Origin of the sequence: Capnocytophaga sp. FDAARGOS_737 (assembly GCF_009730375.1) — a bacterium.
Classification (GTDB): Bacteria; Bacteroidota; Bacteroidia; order Flavobacteriales; family Flavobacteriaceae; genus Capnocytophaga; species Capnocytophaga leadbetteri.
Genome location: NZ_CP046316.1, coordinates 1,945,553 through 1,960,214, shown reverse-complemented (window position 1 = coordinate 1,960,214; position 14,662 = coordinate 1,945,553). Strand labels below are relative to the sequence as shown.

General features: G+C 42.6%; 9 protein-coding genes. 5 read left to right on the top strand and 4 right to left on the bottom strand.

Going from position 1 to position 14,662, the window contains the following annotated elements:
- Positions 1 to 52: 52 nt before the first annotated feature.
- The 3 genes from FOC45_RS08595 to FOC45_RS08585 form a co-directional block, all read right to left on the bottom strand.
- Entirely contained in the window at positions 53 to 559 is a 507-nt protein-coding gene (locus tag FOC45_RS08595; RefSeq protein ID WP_009388702.1) for an outer membrane beta-barrel protein, read from the bottom strand.
- 19 nt (positions 560 to 578) lie between these two features.
- On the bottom strand, positions 579 to 4,901 hold the full coding sequence (locus tag FOC45_RS08590) for a translocation/assembly module TamB domain-containing protein (RefSeq protein WP_034539506.1): 4,323 nt from the start codon (positions 4,899 to 4,901) through the stop codon (positions 579 to 581).
- A gap of 93 nt (positions 4,902 to 4,994) precedes the next feature.
- Positions 4,995 to 6,119 (bottom strand): 8-amino-7-oxononanoate synthase, encoded by a 1,125-nt coding sequence (locus FOC45_RS08585; protein ID WP_009388698.1) that lies wholly within the window; start codon positions 6,117 to 6,119, stop codon positions 4,995 to 4,997.
- Positions 6,120 to 6,515: 396 nt separating this feature from the next.
- Here FOC45_RS08585 and FOC45_RS08580 point away from each other — a divergent pair, with 396 nt between their 5' ends.
- The 3 genes from FOC45_RS08580 (at position 6,516) to FOC45_RS08570 (ending at position 9,529) form a co-directional block, all read left to right on the top strand.
- Complete coding sequence (locus tag FOC45_RS08580) at positions 6,516 to 7,931, top strand: Gfo/Idh/MocA family protein (protein WP_009388693.1); 1,416 nt, start codon at positions 6,516 to 6,518, stop codon at positions 7,929 to 7,931.
- A gap of 76 nt (positions 7,932 to 8,007) precedes the next feature.
- Entirely contained in the window at positions 8,008 to 8,367 is a 360-nt protein-coding gene (locus FOC45_RS08575) for a four helix bundle protein (protein WP_009388690.1), read from the top strand.
- A gap of 76 nt (positions 8,368 to 8,443) precedes the next feature.
- The gene (locus FOC45_RS08570) at positions 8,444 to 9,529 is read left to right on the top strand and encodes an AAA family ATPase (RefSeq protein WP_034539530.1); all 1,086 of its coding nucleotides are present in this window, start codon (positions 8,444 to 8,446) and stop codon (positions 9,527 to 9,529) included.
- A 116-nt stretch (positions 9,530 to 9,645) separates the two neighbouring features.
- On the opposite strand, the gene FOC45_RS08565 is transcribed toward FOC45_RS08570, so the two are convergent.
- Positions 9,646 to 10,689, bottom strand: coding sequence for a hypothetical protein (locus FOC45_RS08565; protein ID WP_009388686.1), 1,044 nt, complete (start codon positions 10,687 to 10,689; stop codon positions 9,646 to 9,648).
- Positions 10,690 to 10,991: 302 nt separating this feature from the next.
- Between FOC45_RS08565 and FOC45_RS08560 the strand changes: the two genes are divergently transcribed.
- The gene (locus tag FOC45_RS08560; protein ID WP_009388684.1) at positions 10,992 to 12,080 is read left to right on the top strand and encodes a hypothetical protein; all 1,089 of its coding nucleotides are present in this window, start codon (positions 10,992 to 10,994) and stop codon (positions 12,078 to 12,080) included.
- A 170-nt stretch (positions 12,081 to 12,250) separates the two neighbouring features.
- Positions 12,251 to 14,638, top strand: a complete 2,388-nt coding sequence (locus FOC45_RS08555) for a heavy metal translocating P-type ATPase (protein WP_009388682.1) — start codon at positions 12,251 to 12,253, stop codon at positions 14,636 to 14,638.
- The last annotated feature ends 24 nt before the right edge of the window (positions 14,639 to 14,662 follow it).

Genomic DNA, 14,662 nt, shown 5'->3' with positions numbered 1-14,662 from the left:
TAGTGAGTGTAATCATTCACTAATTTGCTAATTCTCTAATTTATATAATGTGTTATTTAAACTTATAGGTAACCCCTAATTTGAGCCCTAAGTCAGCGAAAGAATTGTGGTCTAAGAACCATTCTGCATTTACCCCGAAGTTTTGGGTGAAGAACCAACGAGCACCAGACTGTAGGCATAGCGCTACACCTGAATCGTAATAAGGCTTTAACCAGCGATATTTAGAGGTATGTGCCCAGTTGTAGTACCCTAAGCTCAATCCTCCGTAAAGGTCTAAGTTAGAGGGGACGCGTATATACTGAGCAAAATGGAAGTTGCTGGTGAATAGTATGCCTATATTGCTGTATTCTATATCTTCCTTACTCGTACCGCGGTAGAAGAGTTCGCCTCCTAAAGATACTTGCTTGCTGATGCCAAAATCAACCCCTCCGTAAATCATTGCACTGATATCCGAGAAGCCTAAACCTCCGTTTAATTGCACATCTCCTTTTCTGAAGGCTTGTGCTGAGGCAGTGCTTATTGCTAATACACTACCCAAAAGTAATAACATTTTCTTCATAATATTCTCTGTTTAATTGTTATTTTTTCTTCGTTCCAAAGATTTTATACATAAGCCCTTTGAAGGTATTGAAATCAACGGTGTAGGTAAGACCAACCCCTTGGGCATACCCTATGCGGTCTAACATATATTGTTGCCATTCGTTTTCGCGGTTGAAAATCTTAGCTGTCAGACTACCATCGGGGTTGAGCCTAAAGAGTACCTCTACATTACCCGCTACAGCTGTACGGCTTACCCCCCCAACAGGTATTCCTACTTTAGCATTTACGCTCGCCCAATCGGTTATTTGGGTAGAGACGGTAAAGCCTAATCGGTCGCTGTTAATGTCTGAGGAACTATCATTGATGCCCGCCTCGTACGATACCCCTAAGTTGAGTTTGTTATCTTCGTCAGATAGTAGTTGGTTGAATAGCCCAGCAGCTGTTTCAAACAGATTATAGGCTACTAAACGGTTATCCGTATTCTTTTCGCTCATAAACGACCCCTGTGCCAAGAGCGAAAAGGCTTGTAGCTGTTTGCGGTCTTGGTCTTCGAGTTTGTAGTTGAGCTCTGATACCAAACTCGGGCTGCTATCAGGGAAGGTAATATCAAATACAGTTTCGGGGTGCATCAGTTCGCCACCGAGTTTAATAACCACTTGGGTATTAATCTTTCGGTTGTATTGTGTACTCTCCAACAGAGTGCTGGGGTTAGCGGTTAGGTTATAGGCAGCTTTCAGGTCGCGGAGGGTAGCCATCAGTGGGTCGCCACTCCAAGAGATAGAGCCCCCAGGTAGCACTGTGAAACGCTTGTCTATAATATTCTCGTACTTGAAATTGTAGAAGCCCGAATAGGTGATAAAGTCACCCCACATATTAAACTTGCCGTTAGTGTTGATTTCGATAAGTAGCGTACCAGCCCCGCGCCCTACAAGGTTGCTACCTGTTTTTTTATCCATCACTATCTCTACCTCGGCAGTAGGCTGTACGTCTAATTCAAAATTGAGCTCTAACCCTTTAATCGACTCTAAATCGCGTTGCACTTTTACCTTTTTATCTCCTTTTTCTACGAAAGTGATAAAGGAATCATCGCCTACGCTCTCGGTATCGCTTAGTGGTATTTTGAACGAAGTACCCTCTTCGGTCTTAGCATTTACATTTATAGCTATCTCGTCTAAAGCCCCTTTTATAGTAGCAGCCCCATTCATAAAAGCGGTGCCGTAGAAAAGAGCATCGTCAGTATATTGGGTGTTAAGCACCATAAAGCGTTTGCCGAGGGTCTGTAGCTTCAGGTCTAAAAACCAATCGAGTAGGCGGTTATGCCTGATAGAACCATTTAGGGTAGCTTGGGTATTATAGGCGGTATCGGTCAGTTGCCAGTTGTCTATATCAAAGGTTTTGTTGTTTACCTTTATCTTAGCGCCGTCGTTTATGTCAGCATTGAGGTTTAAGTAGCTGATGCCAGCCCCTGCCTCTTGTAGGGTAAGGGTACCGTCCATCAGCGGGTCGGTTATGCTACCTTTTATGTTTACTAATCCGCTCATCTTACCCCGCAGGTCGTAGAAAATACCTTCTACAAAAGGATTGAAAGGCGAGAGCGCAAAGTCTTGGAAGTAGGCTTTTAGGTCTAAGAGCGTACCTTTCTTGCTGTCTAAGTTTATCTTTCCACGCGTAGCAAAACCTAAGGAGCGCCCGTTGGAGAAGAAAGCATTTACATCGAAAGACGAAAGGTCATTATTACCAAAGATATTTACTTCCAAATCGCCGTAGTCATAGCCGTTTAGCTTAAAATACTGCACAAAAAGGTCAGCAGAAGGGTAGTATAGTTTCCCTTTTTGGGTAAGCGATATATTACCGTTGAGGGTACCCGTTAGGTCGAGCCCTTTCATTTCGGGCATAACCTTGTCTAAGGCTACGTTATGGGCTACCAAATGCAGGTTTTTATAGTCGTTAGTAGTCACCAATCCGCTGAGGTTCATATATTGGTTTTGGTGCGCCATCTTGAAGTTGCTTATCCGCAAGCTATCGGCAGTACGATTGAGTACAAGTTTGTTGTACTCGTTCATTTCGTTTTCACGATTGATGTACCACGCATTGCCTTTAAAGTTCACTAACGACTTTTTGATACCAATAACAGACTCTTGTTTCTGGTTCAAAGTATGAAAGAAATTCAGCTCATAGTTATCTTTCCCCGATTCGCCTCCTTTAAACTCGGTGCGGAAGAAAAGCGTATCTTTCACAGTGGTATTAATCAGGTTGAAATCCTGAATAGCATACACGCCAAAATCAACTTTTTTCACCTCTAAAAAGGTGTTGTACAGCGGGTTCTTATTGTCTATCTCAAGGCTTAGGCTGTCTATCTGATTATCGTAAGCATTAATGCTTGGCGACTTCATCTGCAGCTTGAAATTCGTGTTGTCAGCATCTATATTCCCATTGATAAAAGTATTGCTCCCTATTTTCACTTTAGGCACGAATACCTCTACTATTTTGTTGTAGATATTAAAGTGAAAATCAACGTATTGGTTAGGCTCAATCTTATATGGTTTGTAGTGGGCATACATACTCCCCACAGCGTTCTGCATCATTTTCTTCATTTCAGCTAAGCGGAAGTTTCCTTTCAGATTACCGCTAACAATGTCGGGCGAATTAATACTGATTTCTTTCACTCCATTGGTCAGAGTCGAGTGTACCTCAAAGTCTTTGAAGTTGAAATCGCCTGCTGAATTGATGTAATGCGTGTTTTTAAAGGCTATTTTGCCTACTATATCGTCTAATTGGTTGCCCTCAATGTCAATAATCACCTTGCCACAGAACTGCGAAATGCTATCCATCTCTATAAACTTCAAAGCGTGCAAGTCGGCTATGGCTATATCTGCCTGAAAGTCGAATTTAGTAGCGGCGTGCGAAAGGTCTGCTAGCCCACTAAATTTCATCGTTAGGTTAGGGTCGCGTGCGTCAATCTTGCCGTTGAATACTTGCTTTTTCAGTTCCCCATTTATGTTGATATGCTTATAATTATAGCCGTTATAGCCTAAGGAATGAATATCGCCATTGGCATAAAGCTGCATAGTGTTTATGTCAAAACCCTGCCCGCGTACCGTTAGGTTAGCAGTGAGTGCCCCCACACTATGGTCGTCTAAAAGCCTGCCCAAATGTAGCTGGTCGGTTACGAGGGTGCCTTTGAAAGTCGTTTGGTCAGTATGCGTTAGGTCGTCTAAAAAGCCGTCGATATGGGCTTCACCTTCAGCTGTTTTTAGCTGTAAGTTGGTGAGTAGCGAGGTGGTTTTATAAGCGAAATCGCCTGTAAGCGAACACATACCCAGCTTTTGAAGTTCCGCAGGGATATTTTCACCTAAAACGGTAGGCATCAAGTACGCCAAATCGTTGTAAATAGTCTCAGCATACACCTCTTTGCCTATCACTATGATATTGCGGTTGTCGGCAAGCAGGTTCTGAAAGCTCAATTCGCCCCTGATGAGAGTGTTTTGGTAACTTATCTCGCCCTTCGGAAGGGTAAAATCGTTTAGGGTACCTTTCATTGCTACCTCTTTAAGAGCGATAATGCGATTAGGCGAAAACCCATTGTAGAACGTGTTGAGGTGGGTAGTGTTAATAGTCCCTTTATGTACCTGAGCGTCAAAGACTACCTTATTCACAAAGTCGCCATAACTGCCTTTGTGGGGGTACATTTTCAGGTCAGCATAGAGGTCAGTGTCGGGGGTGAGTTGTAGCTGTAGCTTGTCGGCTTGCATCACCGTATCGGTATAAGCGAAGTAGGGGGTAGTCATATTGTCTACCTTTAGCTGACGATTATATACAAAGTTTGAAGAGGGCAGCGACAGCGATATGTTGCTGCCGCGTATCAGAAAGTCAGTAACAGTGGCGTTTAGGTGGTCTATCTTCAGCAGCGAGGGGTCAGCATTGTTCTCATCGCTGATGTAGCAACGGCTATCGACAAGCTCAATTGATTTGGCTTTCATTATAAACTTGCCCGAACTGGGTTCGCCCGAATCAAACTTATTAACGAAAACATCAAGGTTCGAAAGGGTGTCGCCCTTGTGGGTTTTCATATTGAAAAGCAAGTTCTCAGCCTCTATATCGCCAAAGTAGAGGTTACCATCGATAAGCTGTTTGAAGTTTAAGATAGAAGTATTGAGGCGCTCGGCATAGATAAGCGAATCTTGCTTATGGTCGCGTATCAGCACCTCTTTCAGGGCTACCTGTCCGTTTATCTTCAGGTGTATCTTGCTGATATTTAGGTCTATATCGAAGTCTTTATTGAGGTAAGCTACTGCTTTTTGGGCTATGTAGGTTTGCACTATAGGCAGCGATAAAGCCCCTCCTACTAACAGCAATAGCAGGAGCAGCCCTAAGAGTCCACGGACTAATATTTTTCTTAATTTTTTCGTAGTAATGAGTTTTTTTTAGACAGCGGCAAAGGTACGAATAATTTGTCAATTAGCAAATTTGTCCGTTAGCAAATTTACTAATTTTTTAATCTCTTCTTCGGTGTTAAAGCTGTGCAGGCAGATGCGTAGGCGCTCTTCTCCAGCCGGCACGGTAGGGGCTAAGATAGGCAGCACGCCTATACCCTGCGCTTGTAGTTGAGCCGCAAGGGCTTTTACGCGCTCATTACCAGGGACTACCATCGCCTGTATAGCCGAATCCGAAGCGATAAAACCTTGCAGCTGCTGTTGGGCTATTTGTGTTTTGAAGTAACTAATATGGCTGTGAAGCTGACTGATTGCCTCCGTTTGCGATAGCTGTTCGTAGCCCGCGCGTATGGTGGCAACACTGTGCGGACTCATAGCGGTAGTGTAGATAAACGAGCGCGAGAAGTTTACCAAGTACTGCACCACCTCTGCCGAGGCTACTACGGCAGCTCCGTGAGCGCCCAACCCCTTGCCAAAAGTAACGATGCGCGCAAAAATATCGTTCTCTAACCCCAAAGCCTGTATAAGTCCGCTGCCGTTTGGGCCAAATACCCCTATGGCGTGCGCCTCGTCTACCGCCACATAAGCTTCGTACCGCTGGGCTAAGGCCACCAAGCGCCGCAAATCCGGACTGTCGCCGTCCATCGAAAAGACCGTTTCGGTAGCGATCAGCACCGTGCGTTGGTCGGTAGCAAATTTTTTGAGCAACTTTTCGAGGTCTTCTAAATCGTTGTGTTTGAACTTATAGGCGTTGGCTAAGCTCAGCGAGATGCCGTCGCGAATAGAAGCGTGACTATAGCTGTCGTATAGTATCACATCGCCGCGCCCTACTATGCAAGAGAAGAAACCTACATTGGCATCGTAGCCAGAATTGTACAGAAGGGCAGCTTCAGCGTGTTGAAAATCAGCGATATACTGTTCGGTTTCGCCAAAAATAGGCAGATTGCCCGACAGCAAACGCGAGCCTGTAGAACCGTGAGCGAGGTCGCTATTTGCCAGCGCTTGTATACGGCGACTGATAGCGACATCAGTGCTAAAACCTATATAGTCGTTAGAGTAGAAATCAATGGAGAAATGGCGCTGCTGTAGGCTGCGTAGCGCATTGTGAGCCGCGCGCTCAGCTAATTTTTGTGTAATGTGTTTCATTTTTGTGTAATGTGTTTCATTCGGCAAAGGTAGTGATAATTTGCCAATTTGCCAATTTGCCAATTTGTTGATTTGTCAATTAGCCAATTTTCAAATTTGCTAATTTTCAAATTTGCTAATTTTCTAATTTCCCAGCCCTCCCAGCCTTCCCAGCCTTCCCATTACTTTAGATATAAGATGAGCGAAGGATGAGCGAAGGATGACCGAATGATAAACATCTAACCAGCATACATAAAACAGAAGATTTAGCTAATCTACTAATTGACAAATCTACTAATTGGCAAATCTACTAATTGGCAAATTTACTAATCGACAAATTAGCAATTTTTTTTGGTTGCTAATGAAAAAAAGATTACCTTTGCGGGCAGATAATTAACCTCTAAAATATCATAAACTATGATGAGAAAAATGTTATGGATGCTTTTTAGCATCGTATTGTCTTTCAGCTTTACAGCTGTTAGTGCTCAGCAAAAATCAACTAAAACTAAGTACAACAAAACTATTAAAGTAAAAGTGCCTAAACGCGCTAAAGGTCAGACCGATGTGCTCAACCTTGTAACCCCTAAGCTCGACACCGTGCGAGTGGGTATCATAGGCTTGGGTATGCGCGGACATGGTGCGGTAGAGCGTTACATACACGTGCCGGGGGCTAAAATCGCTGCTCTTTGCGACATACGTCCAGAGATGGTAGAAAAAGCCCAAAAAGTGCTTGATAAGGCGGGACTAAAACGCGTGCCTCAGTACACCGGTAGCGAAGACGCTTGGAAAGAACTTTGCGAGCGCAAAGACATTGATCTTGTGTATATCGTAACCGACTGGAAGCACCACACCCCAATGGCGCTCTACGCTATGCAACACGGCAAACACGTAGCTATAGAAGTGCCTGCCGCTCTTGATATGAAAGAGATTTGGGCGCTTATTGATATGAGCGAAAAAACACGCTTGCACTGTATGATGCTCGAAAACTGTGTGTATGACTATTTCGAAATTACTACCCTCAATATGGCACAACAAGGGTTGTTGGGCGAGGTAATTCACGGCGAGGGTTCTTACATCCATAACCTCGATGAGTTTTGGTCTTACTACTGGAACAATTGGCGTTTAGACTACAACTTCAAAAACCGTGGTGATGTATATCCTACTCACGGTATAGGTCCTGTATGCCAAGCGCTTAACATTCACCGTGGCGATAAGATGAACTACTTAGTATCGTTTGATACCGACCCTTTCCGCGGCAGAGAAGTGATGAAACGCGTAACAGGCAAAGACGGTGCTGATTTCCAAAACGGCGACCTTACTATCACAATGATTAAGACCGAAAAAGGTAAAACTATACAGATACAGCACGATGTGGTAACCCCACGCCCTTACTCTCGTATGTACCAACTTACAGGTACTAAAGGTTTTGCTAATAAATATCCTATATCAGGCTATTTGCTACAACCTGAAAACGTAGATAAGGATATAGTACCTGACCACGAAAACCTATCAGCACACAGCTTTATGCCTGATAGTGCTAAAAAAGCCTTAATGGAAAAATACAAACCACGCATTCTTAAAGAGTTAGAAGCTAAAGCCAAAGAAGTAGGCGGACACGGAGGTATGGACTTCATAATGGACTACCGTCTTATCTACTGCTTGCGCAATGGTTTGCCACTTGATATGGACGTGTATGACCTAGCAGAGTGGTGCTGTTTATCGCCTCTTTCTAAGCTATCGTTAGAGAATGGCAGTGCTCCTGTACAAATCCCAGACTTCACTCGTGGCGCGTGGAACAAGCAAAAAGGCTACAAACACGCCTTTGCAGATTAGTCAATTAGTCGATTTGTCAATTAACTCATTCACAAATTGACAAATCGACAAATCGACAAATTAACCAATTAATTTTATGGAAAAACCTAATTTGATTGTAGATAAAACATTTCAATTTTCACTTATGGCAATTGAACTTTGTAATGTTTTAGATGAGAGAAAGAAGTTTGCCATATCTAATCAATTGCTAAGGTCTGCTACCTCTATTGGCGCAAATGTCAGAGAAGCTCAAAATGCAGAAAGTGAGTCTGATTTTGTTCATAAACTCAAAATTGCTGCTAAAGAAGCAGAAGAAACGATGTATTGGTTAGATTTATGTTTGTACTCTCCAACTTATCCTAATACTGAAAATGAGAAAACAGAATTATTAAGTATTATTAGGATTATCAACAAAATAATAGGAACAATAAAAACGAAACATCAATTAGCTAATTAGTCAATTTGCAATGAATTAATTTGTAATGAGTTAATTGACAAATCAGCAAATTGACAAATCGGCAAATCAAAAAGCTATGTCAAATGTATTACGCCTTCCGGCTGAAAAACTCTATGCTAATGAGTTAGAAGCCCTTAAGGAAGAAGACAAAAAAGAAGAAAAACCCATAGGGTGGCAGCTATCGCCTAAGGCGGTGCTTAAGTTTGTAACCGGTGGTACTGCCAGCGGAGTAACTATTACGCCTAAATATATAGGGCATAACCGCTTGGTAGAGATTGCTATCGCTACCCTGCTAACCGATCGTTCGCTATTGCTTATTGGCGAACCTGGTACCGCTAAATCGTGGTTGTCAGAAAACCTAACAGCCGCTATCAGTGGCGACTCAGGCAAGGTGATTCAGGGTACTGCGGGTACAAGCGAAGAGCATATACGCTATTCGTGGAACTACGCTATGCTATTGGCTAATGGTCCCTCTAATGAGGCACTGCTCAAATCGCCTATTTATAGGGCAATGGAGACAGGTTCGGTAGCACGTTTTGAAGAGATTTCGCGTTGTGCCTCTGAGGTGCAAGATGCGCTTATCTCTATTCTTTCTGAAAAGACTATCGCTATACCAGAGCTTAGCCAAGAACTACCTGCTCAGCGCGGTTTTTCAATTATTGCCACTGCCAATACCCGCGACCGTGGTGTAAACGATATGTCGTCTGCCCTCAAAAGGCGTTTTAACATCATAGTATTGCCTGCCCCAGCGACTCTCGAAACCGAAGTTTCGATAGTAACCAAGCGGGTAGCCGAAATCTCTAATAACTACAAACTAAAGGCACAACAACCGTCGGCTGAGGCAATAGAGAAGATTGTAACTATCTTCCGCGAATTGCGCAAAGGGGCTACCCTCGATGAGAAGCAGAAGCTGAAATCGCCTAGTGGAGTAATCTCTACTGCCGAAGCTATTTCGCTTATTACAAACAGTATGGCGCTGGCAGGTAGCTTTGGTACGGGAGTGGTTACCGATGAAGATTTGGCATCGGGCTTGCAAGGAGCTATCGTAAAAGATGAAGATAAAGACAAACTCGTGTGGAAGGAATACCTCGAAAATGTAATGAAGAAAAGAGGAGCCGCTTGGCGCGAACTTTATAACCAATGCTCACAACATAATAATTAGCCAATTAGCCAATTAGCAAATTGACAAATCACAAAAGCGTCTGCCTAAAAGAACTTTCTCTTAGGCAGACGCTTTTTTATAATCTATTCTAACGACTAACGACTAATCACTAACGACTAATTACTAACCACTCTAAAAATACTAATCTTTTCGTCACCAGAGGCGATAAGGGTTTGCTCATTGATGAATAAAAGAGCGTGATAGACCTCAGCGCTGAGGCGTTGCCAATGATAGCCTCGGTCAGTAGAGTAATAAAGTCCGTTAGGCGAGCAAGCTACTAAGGCATAACCCTTGCTATTAGGCACGTACTTCGCACAGCTAACATAGCCAAAAGAACTATCAGCAGTTAGCGGTTGCCACGTTTTGCCACCGTCATCAGTAATAGCCCCTGTGCCATTGCGGTCAGCGGGTTGCTCGTAGTTGCCCCCCATCACTATACCGTGTTTAGAGTCGTAGAAAGCCACGCTAAAAGCCCCTTTAGTAGGAGCCCCCTGTGCTAAAGGCAGGGCTACCTCTGTCCAGCTATGTGCTTGGTCTTCAGAAGAAAAAATACGACTCGCACTGCCCCCTGTTACTACCCATAGCTTTTTGTCGATATACGCAATAGCCGAATTGCTGGCTGCAAAAATAGCCTCGCCCTCTGCCAGTTTAGGAGTTTGCGACCAAGTGCGTTTTGCCCATGTTTTACCACCGTTGTGGGTAACGAGCACCTGCATACGGCTGTCTATAGGGTCGCCTACCGCTATGCCAAACTGGTCGTTTAGGAAGTGCATACTATCGTAGAAAGCCAAAGGGTGGTCATCGCGAAATACCTCCGTCATACCGCTGGGTTCAGCCCTATAGAGTATGGCAGGAGTACCTATAGAAAGCATAAAAAAGCGATCGGAGGTAGCGGCTACCGAACGAAAGTCAGAGATAACCCCTTTGTTTTTGAGGTCAGAGAGGGCGATAGTATGGTTTTGAGTATTGATAAAGCCAAAAGAAGCGTCAGAACCCGCGAAAGCTACGTTTTTATCAGAGAGCAACTGCATAGCGCGCACACTAATTTTGGGCAGCGGGAAAGTTTTCAGAGGTACTAAAGCAAGAGTTTTGTCCTCATAAGGGTTAGCCGACTGACACGCCACCAACCAAAGAGCCATAAAGCTAAGGATATACTTCATATTAATTGCTGATTTACAAGGCAAAAGTAATGAAATAAAATTGAATAAAGGATATTATAACAAAAATTGCTGTTCTTGAGTGTTAAAATTGATAGTAAATTAGGGTTTTATTAAGAAATGTTTTACATTTGCCGCTTGAAAAGAGAAAATCTTTTTTTGCAGTGAAGAGTATAGGAACACATTGTGAAAGGAGAGTTTTTAAGAAGTTGAATGCCGATTGCTTAATCGCTTAGCTATCGTCTTAGGAATAGATGAGCTAATAGTTTTGGAATTATAGAAAAAATATAATTAAAAGAATAATTATGAACGAAGAGTTTGAAAAACAAAAAATAATCTTAGAAAATCTTTATAGATGTAGAGATTTAGAAATTAATAACTTATGGCAAAAAGGTGTGTTTTTAGCTCCTTTTTTGATATTGTGTTTTACTGGGTATGGTATTTTATTATATGAGTTATTTAAAGAAAGACCTTTTTCAATGGGGATGAATTTATTATGTATTGCTTTATGTGGTATTAGTGCTATATTCTCTATGTTGTGGATTTATATGTTTAAAGGTTCAAAAGCTCAATATGAACTTTGCGAGAGAGCTATTGTTAATTATGAAAAAAAACTGAAATTTCCCATTTATTATAGAATGGGAACATTAAGACATAATGAAATAGAATTTGATAATAATCTACTAAGAACTAAAGCAGGTAAGTTTTCTCCTTCTAAAGTCAATATTTTAATTGGTCAAGTTAGTTTAAAAATCTCGTTAGTTGCTATGATATTTCATGTTGGGTATTTATTTTCTGAAATATTAGTAAGAAATTGCGATGGATATAATAAGTTTATTAGAATTGAAAGTGTTTATATGATTTCTCTTTTTCTTTTTGTTTTTCTTTTTCTTTTAGGATTAATATATTATTTATATAGATTTTTCTTTCAAAAAGGAATAAAAATAGAAAGTAGTTATTTATCAATGAATAATGAAGAGAAATATATAAAAGATTTTAATACAATAAAAGCATTAGTTTTTAAAGAATCTAGAGGAAATTGTTGGTTTTTTATAAAATCTGTTTTTAGAAGTTTATGCTTATTAGAAAATAAGAATAAGAAAACTATTTCTACTCAAAAACAATTTATATTACAAAGTTTGCAAGAAATTTATAATATTAGTTCTGAGAGAGCTAATCAATTAGAAGAGTTGGCAGAATTAACACTTTCTTTTCCTCTGACAAATAAAGAGGAAAAATATATTGAGAAATGTAAAGAGTTTGTTGAAAAAGGAGGAGATATAGAAAAATATAAAGAATTACTTAATTGTCTTGCTTCAGCAATTGGTATTGAGAAAAAAAGGGCAGAAGAGTTAATAAAAAATATTAAAGAAAAATATCAAAGAAAACAGTAGCTTTTTTCCAATAGTGCGTGGTGGAATAGAGCCATAGTGCAATATGAGGGACGCACAGGCAAAGAAGAGCTTAAAAATATACTTCATAACTTCACTCTGTAAAAATTTACTACTTTATAATTCAAATTTATTTTGTACCTTTGTCGCTCTAAATAATTCAATAATATATTATGACAACCTCTTATAAAGTAAAAGGAATGGGCTGTATGGGTTGTGTTACTACCGTTAGCGATAGGCTTTCAGCAGTAGCAGGCGTTACAGCGGTACAAGTAGATTTGGCTTCGGCTACAGCAAGAATAGAAAGCACTGCTGAGGTGCCCTTACAAACCTTACAAAAAGCCTTAGAAGGCACTCATTACAGCCTTGCAGCAGAAGGCGAAGAAGGCGAGAGCGATGACAAAGCGCACCAGCATAAGCCGACGACTCCCCCCTCTATAAAAACTACAGACCCTCACACTAAGGTGGTGTATTACTGCCCTATGCGTTGCGAGGGCGATAAAACGTACGACCACCCTGGTGCTTGTCCCGTTTGTGGTATGGATTTGGTGAGCTTAGAAGCTCCTAAAGACGATAACCTACAGCGCAAGCTCTGGGGGGCTATTGCCTTTACGCTGCCTATCTTTGTGATAGCGATGAGCGGTATGTGGCACAATAATCCGCTTTACAAACTAATGCCCCTCAGTGCCTGGAACTGGGTGCAGTTTGTCCTTTCGCTGCCAGTAGTGTTCTACTTCTGCGGCTTTCTGTTTGTGCGGGCGTGGCGCAGCCTTAAAACACTGCACTTCAATATGTTTACCCTTATCGGTATAGGGGCAGGCGTAGCGTGGGGCTTTAGTGTGGTAGGACTCTTTTTCCCTAACCTCTTCCCCGATGCCTTTAAAGCGCACGGCAGCGTGCATCTCTACTTCGAGGCGGCTACTGTCATCTTAACCTTGGTATTATTAGGACAAGTACTCGAGGCCAATGCTCACACACGCACCCAAGCCGCTATCAGGTTGCTATTAGATTTAGCCCCTCGCAAAGCTACTAAGATAGTAGAAGGCAACGAGATAGAAGTCCCTATTGAAGAGGTTCATATAGGCGACCTGCTAAGAGTGAAACCAGGCGAAAAGCTCCCCGTAGATGGTGTGCTGACAGAGGGTTATGCTACTGTAGATGAGAGTATGATTACCGGTGAAGCCATACCGGTAGAAAAGCAAGTGGGCAACCGCGTATCGGCAGGTACTCTCAACGGCACACAGTCGTTTGTGATGCGGGCTGATAAGGTCGGATCCGACACGCTACTCGCACAGATAGTAGCCCGCGTGCAAGAAGCAAGCCAGAGCCGTGCCCCTATACAGAAATTAGCCGATAAGATAGCCGCTTACTTCGTGCCTATAGTTATCGCCATTGCAGTACTTACCTTTGTAGTGTGGGCAGTTTTCGGTGGCGAGAATGCTTATGTATATGCACTGCTCAATGCCATTGCCGTGCTTATTATCGCTTGCCCTTGTGCCTTAGGCTTAGCCACCCCTATGTCGGTAATGGTAGGGATAGGCAAAGGTGCGCAAAACGGTATCCTCATCAAAGATGCCGAAGCGTTAGAGCGTATGAACAAAGTAGATACTTTAGTCATCGATAAGACTGGTACCCTAACTGAGGGCAAGCCTACGGTAGCTAAAGTAATGAGTTTTGGCAGTCTTACTGAAAAGGAATGGTTACCCTTGCTCTACGGACTCAACCAGCAAAGCGAACACCCTTTAGCCAAAGCTACCAATGCTTACGCCCAATCACAAGGAGTTACCCCCTTACCCTTCACCGATTTTGAAGCCTTAACAGGGAAAGGGGTACGAGCTAACCACGCTGGAGTGTCGTACTACTTTGGCAACGAACGACTGATAGAAGAGATAGGTGCCCCTATAAGCGAAGAGATTCGCCATAGCCTACGTGCCCGTCAATCAGAAGGATATACCCTTTCGCTGTTGGCTACCGACCGCGAAGTGATAGGAGCAGTGGCGATAGCCGATAAGCTAAAGGATACCACCGCTCAAGCATTGCGCGCATTGCAGCAAGTAGGCGTACATATAATAATGCTTACGGGCGATAATGAGCTTACTGCTGCTGCTATAGCCCGCCAAATAGGGCTTACCGACTACCGCGCGGGTATGTTGCCACAAGACAAACAAGAAGAAGTAAAACGCCTACAAGCACAAGGCAAGGTAGTAGCAATGGCAGGCGATGGTATTAATGATGCCCCCGCTTTAGCCCAAGCCGATGTAGGTATAGCTATGGGTACAGGCACTGATATAGCTATCGAAAGTGCCCCTATTACCTTAGTAAAAGGCGACCTCAGTGGCATTGTAAAGGCTAAAAAGCTGAGTAAGGCAGTAGTGAAGAACATACGCGAAAACCTCTTCTTTGCCCTTGTCTATAACGTTATAGGTATACCTGTAGCTGCTGGCGCGCTCTATCCCGTTTTTGGCATTCTATTATCGCCTATGTTAGGGGCTTTAGCAATGAGCTTCAGTTCAGTAAGCGTTATTGGCAACGCCCTACGCCTAAAAAGATTTGGCAATTAACTAATAACTAACCACTAACGACTA